21 protein-coding genes and 1 tRNA gene are annotated in these 18,545 nt (G+C 71.8%); 10 read left to right on the top strand and 12 right to left on the bottom strand.

All coding sequences use genetic code 11. The features are described 5' to 3' along the window. Positions 1–218 precede the first annotated feature (218 nt). Together OG764_RS23065 and OG764_RS23070 are read left to right on the top strand one after the other, a co-directional pair. The gene (locus tag OG764_RS23065; protein WP_328970318.1) at positions 219–629 is read left to right on the top strand and encodes a hypothetical protein; all 411 of its coding nucleotides are present in this window, start codon (positions 219–221) and stop codon (positions 627–629) included. A 44-nt stretch (positions 630–673) separates the two neighbouring features. Further along, positions 674–1,537 carry a spermidine synthase gene (locus OG764_RS23070; protein ID WP_328970319.1) on the top strand — a complete coding sequence of 288 codons (864 nt, stop codon included), beginning with the start codon at positions 674–676 and terminating at the stop codon, positions 1,535–1,537. 161 nt (positions 1,538–1,698) lie between these two features. Here the strand turns inward: OG764_RS23070 and OG764_RS23075 are convergent, their stop codons facing one another. Further along, positions 1,699–2,253: a hypothetical protein gene (locus tag OG764_RS23075; protein WP_328970320.1), complete on the bottom strand. Its 555-nt coding sequence runs from the start codon at positions 2,251–2,253 to the stop codon at positions 1,699–1,701. A 79-nt stretch (positions 2,254–2,332) separates the two neighbouring features. On the opposite strand from OG764_RS23075, the gene OG764_RS23080 reads away from it, so the two are divergent. The 4 genes from OG764_RS23080 to OG764_RS23095 are packed head-to-tail and all read left to right on the top strand — an operon-like array spanning position 2,333 to position 5,310. After that, the gene (locus OG764_RS23080; RefSeq protein WP_328970321.1) at positions 2,333–3,022 is read left to right on the top strand and encodes a response regulator transcription factor; all 690 of its coding nucleotides are present in this window, start codon (positions 2,333–2,335) and stop codon (positions 3,020–3,022) included. Positions 3,023–3,029: 7 nt separating this feature from the next. Then, positions 3,030–4,472 carry a HAMP domain-containing sensor histidine kinase gene (locus tag OG764_RS23085; protein WP_328970322.1) on the top strand — a complete coding sequence of 481 codons (1,443 nt, stop codon included), beginning with the start codon at positions 3,030–3,032 and terminating at the stop codon, positions 4,470–4,472. Positions 4,473–4,506: 34 nt separating this feature from the next. Next, on the top strand, positions 4,507–4,671 hold the full coding sequence (locus OG764_RS23090) for a DUF5993 family protein (protein WP_328970323.1): 165 nt from the start codon (positions 4,507–4,509) through the stop codon (positions 4,669–4,671). A 9-nt stretch (positions 4,672–4,680) separates the two neighbouring features. Further along, positions 4,681–5,310 carry a disulfide bond formation protein B gene (locus OG764_RS23095; RefSeq protein ID WP_328970324.1) on the top strand — a complete coding sequence of 210 codons (630 nt, stop codon included), beginning with the start codon at positions 4,681–4,683 and terminating at the stop codon, positions 5,308–5,310. Between the two features lie 110 nt (positions 5,311–5,420). Here the strand turns inward: OG764_RS23095 and OG764_RS23100 are convergent, their stop codons facing one another. Together OG764_RS23100 and OG764_RS23105 are read right to left on the bottom strand one after the other, a co-directional pair. Continuing rightward, complete coding sequence (locus OG764_RS23100) at positions 5,421–5,723, bottom strand: hypothetical protein (RefSeq protein WP_328970325.1); 303 nt, start codon at positions 5,721–5,723, stop codon at positions 5,421–5,423. A gap of 218 nt (positions 5,724–5,941) precedes the next feature. Next, entirely contained in the window at positions 5,942–6,442 is a 501-nt protein-coding gene (locus OG764_RS23105; protein WP_328970326.1) for a MarR family winged helix-turn-helix transcriptional regulator, read from the bottom strand. A gap of 110 nt (positions 6,443–6,552) precedes the next feature. Here OG764_RS23105 and OG764_RS23110 point away from each other — a divergent pair, with 110 nt between their 5' ends. Then, the gene (locus OG764_RS23110; protein WP_328970327.1) at positions 6,553–7,377 is read left to right on the top strand and encodes an NAD(P)H-binding protein; all 825 of its coding nucleotides are present in this window, start codon (positions 6,553–6,555) and stop codon (positions 7,375–7,377) included. Between the two features lie 27 nt (positions 7,378–7,404). Here the strand turns inward: OG764_RS23110 and OG764_RS23115 are convergent, their stop codons facing one another. The 3 genes from OG764_RS23115 to OG764_RS23125 all read right to left on the bottom strand — a co-directional run bounded on the left by OG764_RS23115 (position 7,405) and on the right by OG764_RS23125 (position 10,544). After that, positions 7,405–8,229 (bottom strand): carbohydrate ABC transporter permease, encoded by an 825-nt coding sequence (locus OG764_RS23115; RefSeq protein ID WP_328970328.1) that lies wholly within the window; start codon positions 8,227–8,229, stop codon positions 7,405–7,407. Further along, the gene (locus OG764_RS23120) at positions 8,226–9,155 is read right to left on the bottom strand and encodes a carbohydrate ABC transporter permease (protein WP_328973132.1); all 930 of its coding nucleotides are present in this window, start codon (positions 9,153–9,155) and stop codon (positions 8,226–8,228) included. The genes OG764_RS23115 and OG764_RS23120 overlap by 4 nt, the downstream gene beginning before the upstream one ends. Before the next feature lie 66 nt (positions 9,156–9,221). Beyond that, positions 9,222–10,544: an ABC transporter substrate-binding protein gene (locus tag OG764_RS23125; protein WP_328970329.1), complete on the bottom strand. Its 1,323-nt coding sequence runs from the start codon at positions 10,542–10,544 to the stop codon at positions 9,222–9,224. A gap of 99 nt (positions 10,545–10,643) precedes the next feature. Between OG764_RS23125 and OG764_RS23130 the strand changes: the two genes are divergently transcribed. Further along, a complete protein-coding gene (locus OG764_RS23130; RefSeq protein ID WP_328970330.1) occupies positions 10,644–11,681 on the top strand; it encodes a LacI family DNA-binding transcriptional regulator in 1,038 nt (345 codons plus the stop codon). 231 nt (positions 11,682–11,912) lie between these two features. On the opposite strand, the gene OG764_RS23135 is transcribed toward OG764_RS23130, so the two are convergent. From OG764_RS23135 to OG764_RS23150, 4 genes are all read right to left on the bottom strand, one after another. Beyond that, positions 11,913–11,985: transfer RNA gene (locus OG764_RS23135), tRNA-His, on the bottom strand. 117 nt (positions 11,986–12,102) lie between these two features. Continuing rightward, a complete protein-coding gene (gene orn / locus OG764_RS23140) occupies positions 12,103–12,705 on the bottom strand; it encodes an oligoribonuclease (RefSeq protein ID WP_328970331.1) in 603 nt (200 codons plus the stop codon). An 83-nt stretch (positions 12,706–12,788) separates the two neighbouring features. Further along, positions 12,789–13,970 (bottom strand): helix-turn-helix domain-containing protein, encoded by a 1,182-nt coding sequence (locus OG764_RS23145; protein ID WP_328970332.1) that lies wholly within the window; start codon positions 13,968–13,970, stop codon positions 12,789–12,791. 376 nt (positions 13,971–14,346) lie between these two features. Then, complete coding sequence (locus tag OG764_RS23150) at positions 14,347–14,658, bottom strand: hypothetical protein (protein ID WP_328970333.1); 312 nt, start codon at positions 14,656–14,658, stop codon at positions 14,347–14,349. A 294-nt stretch (positions 14,659–14,952) separates the two neighbouring features. Between OG764_RS23150 and OG764_RS23155 the strand changes: the two genes are divergently transcribed. Both OG764_RS23155 and OG764_RS23160 read left to right on the top strand, forming a co-directional pair. Then, positions 14,953–15,480, top strand: a complete 528-nt coding sequence (locus OG764_RS23155) for a universal stress protein (RefSeq protein WP_328970334.1) — start codon at positions 14,953–14,955, stop codon at positions 15,478–15,480. 98 nt (positions 15,481–15,578) lie between these two features. Beyond that, positions 15,579–16,145: a GPR1/FUN34/YaaH family transporter gene (locus OG764_RS23160; protein ID WP_328970335.1), complete on the top strand. Its 567-nt coding sequence runs from the start codon at positions 15,579–15,581 to the stop codon at positions 16,143–16,145. Between the two features lie 97 nt (positions 16,146–16,242). Here OG764_RS23160 and glmS read toward each other — a convergent pair whose 3' ends face one another. Both glmS and OG764_RS23170 read right to left on the bottom strand, forming a co-directional pair. Continuing rightward, entirely contained in the window at positions 16,243–18,060 is a 1,818-nt protein-coding gene (gene glmS / locus OG764_RS23165; RefSeq protein ID WP_328970336.1) for a glutamine--fructose-6-phosphate transaminase (isomerizing), read from the bottom strand. 79 nt (positions 18,061–18,139) lie between these two features. Continuing rightward, complete coding sequence (locus tag OG764_RS23170; RefSeq protein WP_328970337.1) at positions 18,140–18,415, bottom strand: hypothetical protein; 276 nt, start codon at positions 18,413–18,415, stop codon at positions 18,140–18,142. Positions 18,416–18,545: the final 130 nt, after the last annotated feature.

Genomic DNA, 18,545 nt, shown 5'->3' on the forward strand with positions numbered 1-18,545 from the left:
CCGGCGCGCAAGAACGTACCGCCAGTGAAGGACGTCCTGGCAACTGTTTGGCTACAAAACGGATATCTCACCCGCGATCCGCCATGAACTGCCATCCTTTGCGGCGCCATGTTGCCGCCACCGTTGACGTTTCCGGGCGTTGAACCATGCGGAGTGGGACGGCTCCCCGCTCGTACGAGGACGAGGACCGAGGAGGGGTTCCCTTGGCGGAGGCTGGTATGGAGACGAGTACGGACGCCGTCGGCGCGGGCGCCGAGCAGGGCGCCGCCCCCGACCTGGTGACCGTCCCCGCCCGACAGGGGCTGGAAGCGGTGGACATCATCAGGCGCACCACCGCGGCCGCCTCCGGCGAGGGGCCCGGCCGGGTCGGCCCGGTCCTGCACGACGGGTCCGGCGACACCCTCGGCTTCCTGGTGCCCCCCGGCACCGCGGACGGCTGGGACCTGCCGGGCAGCGCCTGTACGCACACCTCGGGGCGTGGCATGCGTTTCGACGTGGCCCCCACGAGCGAGGGCACCGGCTGGCTGCTGCCTCCGGAGGCCGCCGGGTCGGTCACCGACCCCGCGGTGCTGCGCGCGGCCCTCGGCGAGGCGGCCCGGCTGATCGAGGCCGCCGACAACTGCCGCTGAGGCCGCCGCGCACCAAGATCGTGTGATGAAGCGATAATGGGTGCGTGGCGAAGGGCAAGAACCGCGGACGTGCGACCCCCGAGGCCGTCGTCGCGCAGGTGGACGGCGGTCTGGCAGAGCTGGCTCCGGACCGGGAGCGGGCCCGCGCCTGGACGCTGCTGATCGACGGCGCCCCGCAGTCCCACGTGGACCTCGACGACCCCTCATACCTCGACTTCTCCTACCAGCGGCGGATCGGGCACGTCATCGACCTGGCCGCCCCCGCCCGGCAGCCGCTGAACGTGGTGCACCTCGGCGGCGGCGCCTTCACCCTGGCCCGCTACACGGCCGCCACCCGGCCCCGCTCGACCCAGCAGATCGTCGAGATCGACGCCGGCCTGGTGGCCTTCGTACGGGCCAACCTGCCGCTGGACCCGCAGGCCCGGGTCCGGGTGCGCGCGGTCGACGCGCGGGCCGGACTGGCCAAGGTCCCGGACGGCTGGGCGGACCTCGTGATCGCCGACGTCTTCAGCGGCGCCCGCACCCCCGCGCACCTGACGAGCGCGGAATTCCTGGACGACGTACGCCGGGCGATGTCGCCCGCCGGCTGGTACGTCGCCAACCTCGCGGACGGGCCGCCGCTCGCGCACCTGCGGGGACAGATCGCCACCGCCGCCTCCCGGTTCGGTGAACTCGCGCTGGCCGCGGACCCGGTGGTGTTCCGGGGGAAACGATTCGGCAATGCGGTGCTCGTCGCATCCGACCGGGAGCTGCCGGTCGCCGAACTCACCCGGCGGGTCGCGAGCGACCCGCACCCGGGCCGCGTCGAGCACGGCCGCGCCCTCGCCGACTTCACCGGGGGCGCGAGCCCGGTCTCCGACGCCTCGGCAGCGGCCTCCCCGGCCCCGCCGCCGTCCGTCTTCCGCTGAGCAGAGGCGCACCCTGCCGCCCGGCCGGTGCCCGGGCGGCACATCCCGCCTGGGCGGCAACATCCAGCCTCGCCGGCGTTTGGGGCGCGGGTCCGGGCCGAGCCCGGTGCCCGGCGGAGCCGGGTTGCTCCCGGGGGCGGCGCCCGCGCTCGCGCAGCGGGTCAGCGTTCGTCGATCTCGATCGTCGGCGCGTGGTCGTGCCACGTGCAGAAGACGTTGACCTCGCGGTCGTCGCGGGTGAAGGTCACCCGGATCCAGAAGTCCTGCTTCCACACCTGGATCCGCCAGCCGGCCGCCGGCGTCGCGGACAGCAACCGCGCCGAGGACGTGCCCAGGTCGAAGGCGACCCGGCCGCCGTCGACCGTACGGCTCTCGACCCGCCCGGAGTCCCGGCCCGCGCCGTCGTCGTGCCGGGCCAACGGACGGCGGCTGCCCGCGGGTTCCGGATCCTGCGCCGGAGCGGTCGAACGGGCGGGCGGCGAAGGCGTCGCGGACGGCCCGGCCGACGGCGTTCCCGAGGGGACGGGAGAGGGGGAGCGCGAGGGCGCGGCGGCCCGCCAGGTCGAGGAGGCCTGCGGGTCCGACGAGAGCGGCAGCGCGCGCGGCGGATCGTAGGCGGTGCCCGACATCACCGAGTGCACCCCCCACCACGACAGGGTCATCGCGGCGCCCGTCGCCAGGGTCCACGCCAGCGCGTGCACGAGTCCTCGTCTCATCGGGGGACATACTGCACCACGCCCCCCAGAGGTGTCCCACCGCCGGTGCGGGTCCCCCGAATGGCGTACGGTGCCGCCCATGGCAAGTGTGCTCGTGGTCGAGGACGACCAGTTCGTACGTTCCGCCCTCATCCGGCACCTCACCGACGCCGCGCACACCGTGCGCAGCGTCGGCACCGCCCTGGAGGCCCTCCGGGAAGTCGCCCACTTCCGCTTCGACGTGGTCATCCTCGACCTCGGACTGCCCGATCTGGACGGGGCGGAGGCGCTGAAGATGCTGCGCGGCATCACCGACGTACCGGTGATCATCGCGACCGCCCGGGACGACGAGTCCGAGATCGTCCGGCTGCTGAACGACGGCGCCGACGACTACCTGACGAAACCGTTCTCCGTGGAGCACCTCTCGGCCCGGATGGCCGCCGTGCTGCGCCGCTCCCGGTCCGCCGCCGGGGCCGAGCCGCCCTCCCGCGTCCTGCGCGTCGGCGGCCTCGCCATCGACCCGCTGCGCCGCAGCGCCGAACTGGACGGGGCGGTACTCGACCTGACCCGGCGCGAGTTCGACCTGCTCGCCTTCCTCGCCGGCCGGCCCGGGGTGGTCGTGGCGCGCAAGGAGCTGCTGGCCGAGGTCTGGCAGCAGTCGTACGGGGACGACCAGACCATCGACGTCCACCTGTCCTGGCTGCGACGCAAGCTCGGCGAGACGGCCGCCCGACCCCGCTACCTGCACACCCTGCGCGGAGTGGGTGTGAAGCTGGAACCGCCGCTGTGAGCGTCCGATGAGATGGGCGCTGGTCCGCGTCTGCCTGGCGGTCACCGCGATGGTGGTGGTCGCCTTCGCCGTACCCCTCGGCCTGGTGGTCCAGGAGATGGCCCGCGACCGGGCGTTCTCGAACGCCGAGCGGCAGGCCGCCGCCATCGGCCCCACCCTGTCGATCACGACCGACCGGCGGCAGCTGGCCCGCGCCGTCGCGTCCACGCAGATGGGCGCGGCCGGGCGGATGGCCGTCCACGTGCCGGCCGTCGAGGCCGACCCCGACGCCGGGGTGGCGGGCGCCGGGCCCGTGGACATCGGCGAGGGCTGGGCGGGCGCCCGGGCCGTCGCCGACACCCGGCGGCTGGGCCGGGCCACCACCACCGGCGTGGCGGGCGGCGGCTCCGTACTGCTCCAGCCCACCGCCATCGGCTCCGGCGGCATCGCGGTCGTCGAGATCCACATCCCGGAGGGCGAGGTCAGCAACGGCGTGGGAACGGCCTGGCTGGTGCTCGCCGGGGTCGGGACCGCGCTGGTCATCGGCTCGGTGGCGGTCGCGGACCGGCTCGGCGTACGGATGGTCCAGCCGGCCGCGCGGCTCGCGGACGCGGCGCAGCAGCTGGGCGAGGGGCGGCTCGGCGCCCGGGTGCCGGAGGACGGCCCCAAGGAACTCCGCTCGGCGGCGGTCGCGTTCAACTCGATGGCGGACCAGGTGGTCGAACTCCTGGCCAACGAGCGCGAGCTGGCCGCCGACCTCTCGCACCGGCTGCGCACCCCGCTCACCGTGCTGCGGCTCAACGCGGCCTCGCTCGGGGACGGCCCGGCGGCCGAGCAGACCCGCGCGGCGGTGGAGCAGCTCGAACGCGAGGTGGACACGATCATCCGCACCGCCCGCGAGCAGCGGCCGCAGGAGTCCGGCCGGCACCCCGGACCGGGAGCGGGCTGCGACGCCTCGGAGGTGATCCGCGAGCGGATGGCGTTCTGGTCGGCGCTGGCGGAGGACGAGGGCCGCGAGGTCCGGCTGGCCGGGGTGGACCGCACGGTGCGGGTGCCGGTCGCCCGGCCCGAACTGGCCGCCGCGCTCGACGCGATGCTCGGCAACGTCTTCCGGCACACCCCGGAGGGGACCCCGTTCGCGGTGGACGTGCACGACGCGGGCGACGCGGTGATCGTGCTGGTCTCGGACGCGGGCGCCGGCATCGCCGACCCGGACGCGGCGCTGCGGCGCGGCAACGACGGCGGCCGGGACGGCTCCACGGGCCTGGGGCTGGACATCGTCCGGCGGGTCGCCGAGGCCACCGGCGGTGACGTGCGGATCGGGCGCTCGGTGCTCGGCGGGACCGAGGTGCGGGTGTGGATCGGGCCGGACGGGCGGGAGCGGCCGTCGGCGCAGGGGCGGCGCGGCCACCGGGGTGCGGTCCGGCGCCGCAAGCGGGCTTCGACGCAGGGGCGCGGGCGCGCCTCATGAGGGGTTTGTCCGTATCTGGGTAGCGTCCGGGCCCATGGACACCCTTATCTTCGGCGGGATCCTCGCCACCTTGCTGGCGATGTACCGGCAGTCGTCCAGGACGGTCGTGCTGGGCGCCTGGTTCGTCATGCTGATCGCCGTGATCCTGCTGATGGCGCATCACATCACCGGCGGCCTCGCCCTGAAGCTGAGCTACTGACCGATGGCGATGAACAGCATCCTCCCGGACGCCTCCCCGATGGCGGGCGGGCTGCTCGGCCGGGTCCAGTACTGGTTCGCCTGCTTCTTCGCCTTCGGCTGGACGGGTGTCGTCTGCGGCGGGCTCTATTACCAGTTCGTGGAATGGGAGTACCCCTGCCCGCTCTGCATCGCCCAGCGGATGTTCATGCTGCTGGCTGCCATCGGCGCGGGGGTGATCATCCGCCGCGGGATGAACGGATCCGTCTCGGGGCGCGACTACATGATGGGCTGGGGCCTGGCCCTGGTCGCGGTGGTGGCGGGCTCCTTCGCCTCCTGGCGGCAGACGATGCTGCACATCCTGCCCGGCGACAAGGGCTACGGCAGCGAGGTCTTCGGGCTGCACCTGTACGTGTGGGCGTGGATCCTGTTCACCGCCTCCGTGGTCGCCGTGGGTGTGGTGATGGCCTTCGCGCACGCGACGGCCGGCCGCTCGGTGCCCGCCTCGTACCGGCTGCCCGGGCAGCTCGTGCTCGGCTTCCTGGCGCTGGTGATCGCCGTGAACGTGGTGGCCGTCTTCTTCGAGGAGGGCTTCCACTGGTTCCTGCCGGACGACCCGTCGCGGTACGAGCTGCTGTACGACCTGGGCATCCTCGACTGAACGCCGGGGGGCTCGGTCGGGCGGGTTCGTGGGGTCTGTGGGGTGCGCGGGACGGCAGCGGCCGCCGTCCCGCGCTTCGCGCGAGCGGCGGCCGCTGCCGTCGGGCCCGTTCAGCCCGGGGTGGCCTTCATCTGCTCCAGCCCCTTTGCCAGACCCTCACGGTCCATCACCGGAACGACCGAGATCTCGGCGTTGAACTGCATGAACAAGTCCTCCAGCATGGGCGGCATCTGGGAACTGTCCTGCAGGTCGAAGACCATCCAGCAGGACCGCACTCCGCCGTCCAGGCCGAAGTAGGCGGCCTCCGGCTTGAGCGCGTCCATCATCGCGGCCATGGCCTTCGGCAGGCTTCCGCTCTTCAGGGCCTCGTTGCCGGCCTGAGTGTCGATGAGCGCGTGGAGCATGACTCGCATGCGTGACTCCTTCCGTCGCACCCACGGTCGGCCGGTCCGGTGGGGGCGGCAACTCACCCGCCTCCGTCCGGGGGGCGGGCCCACCCGGACGGGGGCGGGGGGCGGCCGGACGGGGGCAGGGGCCGCTCGGTCCGCGGGCGGAGGACGGGTCCGCCCGAGGGCGGGGACGGGGTCGCCCGAGGGTGGGGAAGGGTCCGTCCGAGGTGGAGGCGCTCGGCTTACTCCCCGGCCTGGTGGGAGCGGAGCCGCTCGGCTTGCGCGCGGCCGACTTCGGCCGCGCGGTGCAGGTAGTCGCCGATCACGGCCAACTCGTCGTCGGAGTAGCCGTCCAGGACGGCGCCGAAGGCCCGGCCGGGGGTCTCCCAGGCTTCGCCGATCCGGGCCCGCGCCTCCGGGGCCAGGGCGACCAGGGAGCGCCGGCGGTCCTGGGGGTCGGTCTGCCGTTCGACGATCCCCGCCTTGACCATGCGGTCCACGAGGCGGGTGGCGGAGCCCGAGGTCAGCCCGGTGAGGCGGGCGATGTCGCCGGTGCTGACCGGCCCCGGCTCCATGTCGAGGAGGGCGATGCACTGCATGTCGGTGGGGTGCAGCCCGACGTGGTCGGCCATGGCCTGGTTGAAGAGGGAGTAGTCGGCGTAGTGCCGCTGGCTCTCGAAGATGATCCGCGCGAGCAGCTCGGTGCGGGTCCACTCACCCGAACGAGGGGAATCGGTTGACATCGGGCTTCTCCATGAGGGAAATTTGTCTGCGTGACGCAGAGAATGCGTCACGCAGAATCTGTGTCACGTCTCCATCTTAGCCGTGGCACGCCCACCGAAGGGAATGTGCGATGACCACGCTCGTCACCGGAAGCCGAGGCGCCGTCGCCCGCGGACTCGCGGGCCTGCTCCAGGAGGCCGGCCTGCCCCACCGCCTCGCCTCCCGCGATCCGCAGGACCCCGGCACCGTCCGGTGCGATCTCACCGACCCCGGCACCTTCCCGGCCGCCCTCGACGGCGCGACCTCCGTGTTCCTGTACGCCGAGCCGGCCGCTGCCGACGCCTTCCTCAAGGAAGCCGGCGCCGCGGGAGTGGAGCACATCGTGCTGCTCTCCTCCTCGTCCGTCCTTGCACACGACGCCGAGGACAACGCACTGGCCGCCTCCCACCTGGACGCCGAGCGGGCGCTGCTCGCCTCGCCGATCCGCTCCACCCTGCTGCGCCCCGGCGCCTTCGCCTCCAACTCCCGCGGCTGGGCCCGGAGCATCGCGTCCGGCGACCCCGTGCGGATGCCCTACCCCGGCGCGCACAGCGACCCCGTCCACGAGGCCGACATCGCCGAGGCGGCCTTCGCGGTGCTCACCGACCCCGCCCTCGGCGGCCGCGCCCACACCCTCACCGGGCCGCACTCGCTCACCTTCGCCACCCAGCTCGCGCTCATCGCCGCGGCCCTCGGCCGCCCCATCCCCGTCGAGACCGTCACCCCCGACGTGTGGAAGTCCGATGTCGAGGCCTTCGTCCCCGCTCCCTACGCCGATGCGCTGCTCGACCACTGGGCAGCCCACGACGGCCTGCCCGTCGCCATATCCGACGGCGTCGAGCAGCTCACGGGCCACCCGGCCCGGTCCTTCGAGGCCTGGGTCGACGACCACCTCGCCGACTTCCGGGCCCACTGACCGGGCCGCCGGAGAACTGTGCCGCTGTCATCCTTTGACGGCTCCCTGCATGATGCCGCCCACGATCTGGCGGCCGAAGAGGACGAAGACGAGAAGAAGGGGGAGGGTGCCGAGCAGGGCGCCGGCCATGATGACCGACTGGTCGGGGATGTAGCCCCGGCCCAGGCCCGTCAGGGCCACCTGCACGGTCGGGCTGCCGTTCTGGGTCAGCGCGATCACCGGCCAGAAGAAGTCGTTCCAGGCCATCACGAAGGTCAGCATCCCGAGCACCGCCATCGCCGGCCGGGCCACCGGGAACACCACGTGCCACACCACGCGCAGCGAACTCGCGCCGTCCACCCGCGCGGCCTCGACGAGCTCCGCGGGCAGCGCCTGGGCCAGGTACTGGCGCATGAAGAACACCCCGAAGGCGGACACCAGGGCCGGCAGCACCACCGCCTGGAGATGGTCCGTCCAGGAAAGCTCCGCGATCAGCATGTAGAGGGGGACCACACTCAGCTGCGGCGGCACCAGCATGGTGCCGACCACCAGCACGAGCAGCAGCCGCTGCCCGCGGAAGCGCAGCCGGGCGAAGGCGAAGCCCGCCAGCGTCGAGAAGACCACCGTGCCGGCTGCGACGGTGCCCGCGACCACTGCCGTGTTCAGCAGGGCCGTGCCCATGTTGGCGTCCGTCCACGCCACGGACAGGTTGCGCCCCAGATTGCCGCCGAACCAGAACGGCGGCGGGGTCTGCGCCAGCCGGGTGTTGTTCCGCGAGGCCGCGATCGCCGTCCACACCAGGGGAAAGAGGGAGCCGAGAGTGAAGAGACCGAGAACCACGTAGGTGAGCCGGCCAGCCTTGAGCGCTCTCACCGGCCCTCACCCCGCCCCCGCAGCAGCCGAACCGCCCCGCCCACCAGCACCAGGATCAGGAACATCGCCCACGCGATCGCGGAGGCCCGCCCCAGGTGCAGGTTCACCCAGCCCTGCTCGTACAGGTACAGCCCCAGGGTCTGGAACTGGTGGTCGGCGCCGCCGGTCGCGCCGCCGCCCCCGTTGAAGAGCAGCGGCTCGCCGAACAGCTGGGTCGCACCGATCGTCGAGACCACGCAGGTGAACAGGATCGTCGGACGCAGAGAGGGGATCGTGACGTGAAGGAACTGCTGGAAGCGCGAGGCTCCGTCCAGCTCCGCCGACTCGTACAACTCCGGTGGCACCGCCTGCATCGCCGCGAGGTAGATCAGCGCGTTGTAGCCGGTCCACCGCCAGACCACGATGGCGGAGACCGCCAACTGGCTGGACAGCGTGCCGTTCTGCCAGTCCACCGCGTCGATCCCGACCAGCCCCAGCACCCAGTTGACCATCCCGTAATCACGGCCGAAGAGCAGCACGAAGACCAGGGTCGCCGCGGCCACCGAGGTTGCGTACGGGGTGAGCACGGCGACCCGGAAGAAGGCCGAGCCGCGCAGCCGGTAGTTCAGCAGGTGGGCCAGGCCCAGCGCGATGAGCAACTGCGGGACCGTGGACAGCAGACCGATGGTCACCGTGTTGCGCAGCGCGTTCCAGAAGAACTCGTCGCTCAGCAGCCGGGTGAAGTTCCGCGCCCCCACCCAGGTCATGGCGTCCGGGTCGGTCAGCTCCACCTGGTGCAGCGCCGCCCAGCCCGTGTACAGCAGGGGAAAGAGGCCGAAGGCTCCGAAGAAGAGGAAGAAGGGCGCCACGAAGGCGTACGGGCTCCAGCGCAGGTCCCATCGGTAGCGCCGGGAGCGCCACGCCTGGGACCTGCTCCCCGCCCGCACCGGGCGGGCGGGGAGGACGGCCGCGGCGGCGGCCTCATCGCTCAGAGAGGTGTCCGACACGGCCGCTCACTGGTCCAGCGCGTTGTCGATCGCCTTCACCGCGGCCTGCCAGCCCTGCTCCGCCGTCCGGCCCTTCTGGTCCACCTGGAGCATGCCGATGTCCGCGAGGTTCTGCGCGATCACCAGGTCCTTGGGGCCGACGGTCTGCACCGGCACCCCCTGCGCGGCCTTCGCGAAGATCTCGCCGATCGGCGCGCCCCCGAAGTACGCGTGCTTGGCCCCGGACACCGCCGGCAGCCCGTAGGCCGCCTGCGCGCTCGGGAAGCTGCCGCGCTTCTCGAAGAGCTTCGCCTGCTGCGCGGGCGCGGTCAGCCAGGCCGCCAGCTTCGCCGCCTCCTGCGGGTGCTTGCCGGCCTTCGGCACCACGAGGAAGGAGCCGCCCCAGTTGCTGGGGCGGGGCGCCTGCGCCACGTCCCACTTGCCCCGCCCCGCCGGACCCGCCTTGTCCTGGATGTAGCCGAGCATCCAGGCCGGGCAGGAGACCGTCGCGAAGCCGCCGTTGGCGAACCCCTGGTCCCATGCGGGGGTGAACTGCTGGAGCTTCGCGCTCAGGCCCCCGGTGGCGAACGAGGCGGCCAGGTCGAAGGCCTGGCGCACGGCCGGGTTGGTCTTGTAGGCGACCTTGCCGTTCTCGTCGTAGAAGCGCTCGGCACTGCTGCCCGTGACGGCTGCCATGACCCCGGAGGCCGAGTCGACGAAGGGCTTCCCCTTGCCGGCCTTCGCCTGGTAGCGCCGTCCCGTCTCCAGATAGCGGTTCCAGTCGCCCGCCCACAGGGCGCCCACCGCCGCCCGGTCGGTGGGCAGTCCGGCCGCCGCGAACAGGTCCTTGCGGTAGCAGATGCCCTGCGGCCCGATGTCGGTGCCGAGGCCGACCGCGCGGCCGTCCTTGGCCGCGCCCTGCGCCCACTTCCAGGGCAGGAAGGCCGACCGGTCCACCCCGGCCGTGGTGCCCAGGTCCACCAGCTTGTCGGCCTGGGTCGCGGTGATCTCCGCGATGTTGTTGACCTCGACGGCCTGGATGTCGGCGAGGCCGCTGCCCGCCCCGAGGTGGGTGAGCAGCTGCGGGTAGTAGTTCTCGTTCCGCTCGATCGAGGTCTGCTTGATCACCACATCGGGGTTCAGAGCCGTGTACTCGTCGTAGAGACCGGCCTCCTTGAGGCCGAAGGCCCCGAACACGCCGACGGTCAGGGTGGTCTTCCCCTTCGCGCCGGAGGTGCCCCGGTCCGGGGACTCCGCCGGATCGGAGGCGCACCCCGCGAGCAACAGGGCGGAGCCGAAGGTGGCGACGGCGGCGCGGAGGGCTGTTCTGGGACCTGTTCTGGCGCGCATGGGCATCTCCCTGAAGGGCTGACGTGCCGAGTGTCGTGTGCCACAGTGTGGGAGCGCTCCCACGCCCGTCAAGAGGTAGATTCCAAGTGGGAGGAAGCCATGAATGGTCGTGGGCGCAGTGGGGGACGGCCGACCCTCGAAGAAGTGGCGGCGCGGGCGGGGGTGGGGCGCGGCACCGCGTCCCGGGTGATCAACGGCTCGTCGAAGGTCAGCGAGCACACCAGGGCCCTCGTCGAGGCGGCCGTCGCCGAGCTCGGCTACGTACCCAACCGCGCGGCGCGGGCGCTCGCCGCCAACCGCACCGACGCCATCGCCCTCGTCGTGCCGGAACCCGAGTCCCGGTTCTTCGCCGAGCCGTACTTCTCGGACGTGCTGCGCGGGGTCGGCGCCGCGCTCGCCGAGACGGACATGCAGCTGCTCCTCACGCTGGCGGGCAGCGACCGCGAGCGCCGCAGGCTGGCGCAGTACCTCGCCGCGCACCGGGTCGACGGGGTGCTGCTGGTCTCGGTGCACGCCGACGATCCGCTGCCCGAGCTCCTGGAGGAACTCGGCATCCCCGCTGTGATCACGGGACGCCGGTCCGCCGCGGAGCCGCTCGCCTGCGTCGACTCCGACAACCTGGAGGGTGCCCGGCTGGCGGTCCGGCACCTGCTGGCCCGGGGGCGGCAGGCGATAGCGACCATCACCGGACCGCTGGACGTGTACGGCGCCCAGTGCCGCCTCGACGGCTACCGGCAGGCGCTCGCCGCGGCCGGGACGGAGGTCGACGAGGGGCTCACCGCGGTCGGGGACTTCACCGAGGAGGGCGGCCGCCGCGCCATGGCGGAACTGCTGGCCCGGCGGCCCGGGCTGGACGCGGTGTTCGCGGCCTCCGACGTCATGGCGGCCGGCGCCCGCCAGGTGCTGCGCACGGCCGGGCGCCGGATACCGCAGGACGTGGCGCTGGTCGGCTTCGACGACTCGACGGTGGCCCGGCACATGGATCCGGCGTTGACGAGTGTGCGGCAGCCGATCGAGGAGATGGGGCGGATGATGGCGCGGGTGCTGCTGGAGCAGATAGCGGCTGGCCCCGCGGCCTCGGGGGAGCGGCCGCGCATCATCCTGCCGACCCAGCTCATCGTCCGCGACTCCACGTAGCCCGGCGACCCCGCGCACCCTTCAGCCCCTCCGGCGCTTGAGGAGCGCGTCCGGGCGGAGCCGGGTTGCTTGGGGCTCCGCCCCGAACCCCGCGCCTCAAACGCCGGCGGGGCTGGGGGTGGCGCAGCGTAAGCCGGCGGGGCTGGGGGTGACCCCCGCGGGCGCGTGCGGGAGGCCGGGGGTAACGCGGAGGGCCCCGGTTCGCTTTCGCGTACCGGGGCCCTCGTACAGGGTGAGTGACGGGACTTGAACCCGCGGCCACCTGGACCACAACCAGGTGCTCTACCAGCTGAGCTACACCCACCATGCCCGGTCGGAATTCCGACCGGTCGAGGAAAAGAGTACAGGGTCCGGGCGGGTGCTCGCTCCCCTGTTGTCTGCCGCTCTCCTCCCCGCGCCTGCCGGACGGGCCGCCCGCAGGCTACTCGGCCGGCAGGACGTGCTTGGCGGCAATGCCCTTCGCCGTGTCCGAGTCCGGCCCGGGCTGCGGCACGAAGACCGCCTCGCGGTAGTACCGCAGCTCGGCGATCGATTCCTTGATGTCGGCGAGCGCGCGGTGGTTGCCGTTCTTGGGCGGGCTGTTGAAGTACGCCCGGGGGTACCAGCGGCGGGCCAGTTCCTTGACCGAGGAGACGTCCACGATCCGGTAGTGGAGGTGGCCTTCGAGGGTGGGCATGTCCCGCAGGAGGAAGCCGCGGTCGGTGCCGACCGAGTTTCCGCACAGGGGGGCCTTGCCCGATTCCTTGACGTGCTCGCGGATGTACGCGAGCACCTGGGCCTCGGCGTCCGCGAGGGTCGTCCCGCCGGCCAGCTCGTCGAGCAGCCCGGAGGCCGTGTGCATCTGGCGCACCACGTCGGGCATCTGCAGGAGTGCCTCGTCCGGCGGGCGGATCACGATGTCCACGCCGTCGCCGAGCACGTTGAGCTCCGAGTCGGTGACCAGTGCGGCCACCTCGATAAGTGCGTCGTCCGTCAGCGAGAGCCCGGTCATCTCGCAGTCGATCCACACCATGCGATCGTTCATGAGCCCCACCCTATGGGAGGTCCCGCGGATCGTACGTCGACAGATCCGCGGGACCTCGGCTCACCCGGGCGGCACGGGCACCGCTATGCGTGCTCCCGCGCCCCCGGCATCAGGGCCCGGCCGGGGGAGTACAGCTCCGTCACGGACGGCCCGCTGGCCGCCAGAGCAGCCGCCGCCCGCTGGGGCTGCGGAGTGCGCTGGTGCGGCACCGGACCTCCCGAGAGCTCCGCCACGGGGGCGTCGACCTGCGGCCGACGGGCCCGGTACGCCGACCGGTAGGCGGCCGGGGAGGACCCCAGCTGCCGCCGGAAGTGCCCGCGCAGGGCCACCGGCGACCGGAAGCCGCAGCGTCCGGCGACCTCGTCGACCGAGTAGTCGGAGGTCTCCAGCAGCCGCTGGGCCTGGAGCACCCGCTGGGTGATCAGCCACTGCAGCGGCGCGCTGCCGGTCAGCGAGCGGAACCGCCGGTCGAAGGTGCGCCTGCTCATGTAGGCGCGCGCCGCCAGCGTCTCCACGTCGAACTGCTCGTGGAGGTGTTCCAGTGCCCAGGCGACGACCTCGGCCAGCGGGTCGGCGCCGATCTCTTCCGGCAGCGACCGGTCGAGGTAGCGCTCCTGGCCGCCGGTGCGGCGCGGCGGCACGACCAGCCGGCGGGCCAGTGCTCCGGCCGCCTCGCTGCCGTGGTCCGTGCGCACGATGTGGAGGCACAGATCAATTCCGGCCGCGGTGCCCGCCGACGTCAGGACGTCGCCGTCGTCGACGAACAGCTCGCGCGGATCGACATGGACGGACGGGTACCGCTTGGCCAGCGTCGGCGCGTACATCCAGTGCGTCGTCGCGGGCCGCCCGTCGAGCAGGCCGGCGGCGGCGAGCACGAAGGCTCCCGTGCACAGCCCGACGATCCGGGCCCCCTCCTCGTGCGCCAGACGCAGTGCGTCCAGCGCCTCCGGCGGTGGTGGTGACGTGATCGACCGCCAGGCCGGCACGACGACCGTGCCTGCCCGGGCGATCGCCTCCAGCCCGTACGGCGCGGTGAGTTCGAGGCCGCCGGTGGTCCGGAGAGGCCCTTCCTCGCCCGCACACACGAGCAGTCGATAGCGTGGAACTCCTGCGTCCTGCCGGTCAATGCCGAACACAGAGAGTGGAATGGAACTCTCGAAAATCGGACCGCCGCTGAAGAGCAGCACCGCGACAATTTCCCTGCGGCGGCGCCCTGCGAGCTTCCGCCCCGCGTCAGCGATGACGGCGGTGGAATCCTGGCTCATGGCGCTAAGCCCCCCTTGGGTGTCGCGACTCCTTGGTCTGGTCGCACCTGCACGTTTCCCCTCGGCCTTGCACGTGATCCCCCGCCGTAAAAACATGATCGAATCTACTGCGTCGCGTGGTGTCGGCGTGACAAGTTCAGCACGCAGCGCTATGTCGACTTGGCAACTTGGCGTAAAGCATTCGATCAGGAAGCGTTCCACTCCGCGACCTTGGTGGGAAGCGGGCCGGGGACCCGTGGCCTGTACACATCGGGTGTGAAGCCCCCTCCCGCGATGTCGTCCCTGGTGGTAGGGGGGTTGGGTGGACATTCCGCCAAGGGTTGTGTCCCGATGTGAAGTTGGCTGAAAACATGCGGTGTGCGGGTGTGCGAACCAGTCAGTCGTGCGGGGGCCGGGAATGGCGGCCCCTCGGCGCGGACGTCCGTTCGGCGGCGAGCACCCGGGCGGCCGAGCGCTCGATCTTCTCCGCGCGCCGCAGTATCACCCGGCAGGCCGCGGTGATGGCGACCAGTCCGAGCGTGGCCACGGCGGCCCCGCCGAATGAGGTCCCGTAGACCACGAGGACCACGGGGACGAGCAGACAGCTGAACGCCGCCCACCGTACGACGTCGCCGGCCGGATCCCCGGAAGGGTGAACCGGGTGCGCCGGCGGGGGTGACTGGACGGGGTGAACCGGAGGACCTGGCACGGAGTGCTCCCTGCGGGCTCTTCCTGGACGTTCGGACCCTTGTCCAACGCGCCCCGGGCGCGCTCGGTCACTGTTCGTTCGGGTGGCTCGTCACTGACTGTAGGGGACAGCGGCCATTGCCAAGGAGGCCCGGCTCCGGCATGCTCCCTGGGACGCTCTCCCAAGGGCGGCGGGCCCTGTGCACGAGGGGAGTGTCGCCGTACCCTTGGGGGTATGGGCTTGGGAAGATGATTCCCGGACACAGCTCCGTCACCCTCTGTTGCCTCCCCAAGGACCTTCTTCGCCGAGACACCCATGGCCGGTCACGAATTCCCCGAACCCGCGGACCGCAAGCGCAAGCAGGTCGCCGACCCCGCGTCGGACCTCCGAGCGGTCGAAGAGGCACGTCATCCCTGCGACCCGGCCTTCCGGCACGGCGTCGTCGTCGGATTCGACGGTTCCACATCGAGTGAACGGGCGCTCGCGTATGCGATCGGCATGGCCCGGCGCTCCGGATCCGGTCTGATCATCGTTCATGTGGCGAACCGGCTGCCCACCACCGTGTGGGCCGGCTGCGAGCCGCCCGTCTTCGTCGACGTGCCGGACCACCGCACCGAGGTGCTGGGGCTGGAACTGGCCTGTGCGGACTACCTCGCCGAGGTCCCCTGGATCCTGGTCGAGCGCGGCGGCGACATCTGCCACGAGCTGGAGGAGGTCGGCCGCGAGTACTCGGCCGACGCCATCGTGGTGGGCTCCACCCACGGCATCGTCGGCCGGATCTTCGGCTCGGTGGCGGGCCGGCTGGCCAAACGCGCTCAGCGACCGGTCGTTGTCATCCCGTGACCGAGTTCGTGGTGATTGGCTGGTTGTGGCGGGTTGTGAAGGGTACATAAAACTCGCTGGATAGCAGCCAAACAACTGCAGATCGAAGGGAGCCCGCCGTGGACAACGAAGTCTCTGCGGGAAGCACTGCCTCCACCTCGACCCTGGGTCACATCGCCCTGGGTCTCACCCTTCTCGCGATCGGTCTCGGCCAGACCGGCGTCCTCGACGGCGTGGGTGCCGCGGACGCGGTCTCTCTCGCAAAGTACGTCGGCGGGGCCGCTCTGTTCCTGCTCGGACTCGTCGAGTTCCGGGGTGGCAACGGCTTCAACGGCACGGCGTTCGCCGGGACCGGAGCCTTCCTCTACACCTGGGCGGCCGGCAGTGGCGGAAACGCTTCCGCGGACGCGGCCGGCATGTTCCTCATCCTGTTCGCCCTCCTCGCGCTCACCCTCACGATGGGTGCGTCGAGCGGGCTCTTCGGTCAGGGCATGTACGCCCTGCTGTTCGTGTCCCTCCTGCTCATGGGCATCGGGGCGATCGCCGACACGAGCGGTCTCGTGAAGGCCGGCGGCTGGGTCGCCGCCGTCACCGGCCTGCTCGCCTGGTACGGCGCCACGGCGGCGCTGGCGCACTGGCCCATGGCGCTCGGCAAGGCTTCCGGCCGCGGGGCGGTGGCTGCCTGAGCCGCAGTCCGGCGAGGCAGCGCAACGGCCCCCGTGCGTGGGACGCACGGGGGCCGTCGCGTGCCGCCGTAGGACAGTACGGCGGCTGTGGGTTTGGCTATTCGACGGTGACCGACTTGGCCAGGTTGCGCGGCTTGTCGATGTCCCGGCCCAGCGACAGCGCGGTGTGGTACGCCAGCAGCTGGAGCGGGATGCCCATGAGGATCGGGTCGAGCTCGTCCTCGTTCTTCGGGACCAGGATGGTGTGGTCGGCCTTCTCCTGCTCGCGGTGGGCGACGGCGAGGATCCGGCCGCTGCGGGCCTTGATCTCCTCCAGCGCGGCGCGGTTCTTCTCCAGGAGCGAGTCGTCCGGCACGATCGCCACGGTCGGCATGGCGGGCTCGATGAGGGCGAGCGGGCCGTGCTTCAGCTCGGAGGCCGGGTAGGCCTCGGCGTGGATGTAGGAGATCTCCTTCAGCTTGAGGGAGGCCTCCAGGGCGACCGGGTAGCCGCGGACGCGCCCGATGAACATCATCGACTTGGCCTCGGCGTACTGGGCGGCCAGCTTCTTGATGTCCTCTTCGCCGTCCAGGATCTCCTGGATCTGCGCGGGCAGCTTGCGCAGGCCCTCGATGATCCGCTTGCCGTCGGCGACGGACAGGTCGCGGATGCGGCCCAGGTGCAGGGCGAGCAGCGCGAACGCGGTGACGGTGTTCGTGAAGCACTTGGTCGACACGACGCAGACCTCGGGGCCGGCGTGCACGTAGACGCCGCCGTCGGCCTCGCGGGCGATGGCGGAGCCCACGACGTTGACGACGCCGAGGACGCGGGCGCCCTTGCGCTTGAGCTCCTGGACCGCGGCGAGCACGTCGTAGGTCTCACCGGACTGGGAGACCGCGATGTAGAGGGTGTCGGGGTCCACGACCGGGTTGCGGTAGCGGAACTCGGAGGCCGGCTCGGCGTCCGCGGGGATCCGGGCCAGGCCCTCGATCAGCGAGGCGCCGATCATGCCCGCGTGGTACGAGGTACCGCAGCCGAGGATCTTCACGCGGCGGATGCCGCGGGCCTCGCGGGCGTCCAGGTTCAGGCCGCCCAGGTGCACGGTGGAGAACTTCTCGTCGATCCGGCCGCGCAGCACGCGGTCGACCGCGTCGGGCTGCTCGGAGATCTCCTTGTGCATGTACGTGTCGTGGCCGCCCATGTCGTAGGAGGCGGCCTCCCACTCGACGGTCTCGGGGGTGGCGGTGGTGCGGGTGCCCGAGGTCGTGTAGGTGCGGAAGTCGTCGGCCTTCAGGGTGGCCATCTCGCCGTCGTCGAGGGTGACGACCTGGCGGGTGTGGGAGATCAGCGCGGCCACGTCGGAGGCGACGAACATCTCCTTCTCGCCGATGCCGAGGACGACCGGCGAGCCGTTGCGGGCCACGACGATGCGGTCGGGGAAGTCGGCGTGCATGACGGCGATGCCGTACGTGCCCTCGACCACCTTGAGCGCCTCGCGGACCTTCTCCTCCAGGGAGTCGGCCTTCGAGCGGGCGATCAGGTGGGTGAGCACCTCGGTGTCGGTCTCGGAGACGAAGACGACCCCGTCGGCCTCCAGCTTGACGCGCAGCTCGTCCGCGTTGTCCACGATGCCGTTGTGGACGACCGCGACCTGGTTCTCCGGGTCGAGGTGCGGGTGCGAGTTGATGTCGCTCGGGGCGCCGTGGGTGGCCCAGCGGGTGTGCGCGATGCCGGTGGTGCCGGCGAAGCGCTTGGGGACGCGGGACTCCAGCTCACGGACGCGGCCCTTGGCCTTGACGACCTTCAGGGCCGGGGTCTTGGGGCTGTTGACGACGATGCCGGCGGAGTCGTAACCGCGGTACTCGAGTCGCTGCAGGCCTTCCAGCAGTAGCGGTGCCACGTCGCGCTTGCCGATGTAGCCAACGATTCCGCACATAGGTACTACCCCTCCTGAAGTTCGTGTGGGTGCTCTGCCCGGGCCGGTGGGCGGGTCGCGCGCCGGCCGCTCGGCCGTGTCAGCCGTAGACGATGCGGCGCAGCTGGCGGAGCGAGAGCTCCGGCGGCGCCACGGCGCGGTGCGGCAGTTCCGCCGCGATCCGCTCGAAGATCTCCGCGTTCACCGAACCGCCGGACTGGAGCTCCCGGTGGCGGCGGCGGACGAACTCCTCGGTCGTCTCGTCGAAGTACGCCAGCACGTCAAGCACCACCCGGACGGCCTCACCACGCTGTAGCGCGGTGCTGCGCACCAGGTGGTCCACGAGGTCGTCATGAGACGGGCGGCGATCGAGCACCCGTAGATACTGAAGGGTCGCCACCTGGATTTGCAAGAATCCTGCCCGATTCCGGGCAGGATTCCAATGGTATGGACCAGCGGAATGGAAAAATCCGGTCAGATCGCCCTTGAATGCCCGAGAAACGGCG

The organism is Streptomyces sp. NBC_00239 (assembly GCF_036194065.1).
GTDB lineage: Bacteria > Actinomycetota > Actinomycetes > Streptomycetales > Streptomycetaceae > Streptomyces.

Coding starts and splice junctions, on each gene's coding strand:
- orn (WP_328970331.1), bottom strand. CDS start 12,705: ATGAACGATCGCATGGTGTGGATCGACTGCGAGATGACCGGGCTCTCG.
- OG764_RS23125 (WP_328970329.1), bottom strand. CDS start 10,544: ATGCGCGCCAGAACAGGTCCCAGAACAGCCCTCCGCGCCGCCGTCGCC.
- OG764_RS23090 (WP_328970323.1), top strand. CDS start 4,507: ATGGACACCCTTATCTTCGGCGGGATCCTCGCCACCTTGCTGGCGATG.
- OG764_RS23145 (WP_328970332.1), bottom strand. CDS start 13,970: ATGAGCCAGGATTCCACCGCCGTCATCGCTGACGCGGGGCGGAAGCTC.
- OG764_RS23105 (WP_328970326.1), bottom strand. CDS start 6,442: ATGTCAACCGATTCCCCTCGTTCGGGTGAGTGGACCCGCACCGAGCTG.
- OG764_RS23155 (WP_328970334.1), top strand. CDS start 14,953: ATGGCCGGTCACGAATTCCCCGAACCCGCGGACCGCAAGCGCAAGCAG.
- OG764_RS23130 (WP_328970330.1), top strand. CDS start 10,644: ATGAATGGTCGTGGGCGCAGTGGGGGACGGCCGACCCTCGAAGAAGTG.
- OG764_RS23075 (WP_328970320.1), bottom strand. CDS start 2,253: ATGAGACGAGGACTCGTGCACGCGCTGGCGTGGACCCTGGCGACGGGC.
- glmS (WP_328970336.1), bottom strand. CDS start 18,060: ATGTGCGGAATCGTTGGCTACATCGGCAAGCGCGACGTGGCACCGCTA.
- OG764_RS23095 (WP_328970324.1), top strand. CDS start 4,681: ATGAACAGCATCCTCCCGGACGCCTCCCCGATGGCGGGCGGGCTGCTC.
- OG764_RS23065 (WP_328970318.1), top strand. CDS start 219: ATGGAGACGAGTACGGACGCCGTCGGCGCGGGCGCCGAGCAGGGCGCC.
- OG764_RS23100 (WP_328970325.1), bottom strand. CDS start 5,723: ATGCGAGTCATGCTCCACGCGCTCATCGACACTCAGGCCGGCAACGAG.
- OG764_RS23085 (WP_328970322.1), top strand. CDS start 3,030: ATGAGATGGGCGCTGGTCCGCGTCTGCCTGGCGGTCACCGCGATGGTG.
- OG764_RS23110 (WP_328970327.1), top strand. CDS start 6,553: ATGACCACGCTCGTCACCGGAAGCCGAGGCGCCGTCGCCCGCGGACTC.
- OG764_RS23080 (WP_328970321.1), top strand. CDS start 2,333: ATGGCAAGTGTGCTCGTGGTCGAGGACGACCAGTTCGTACGTTCCGCC.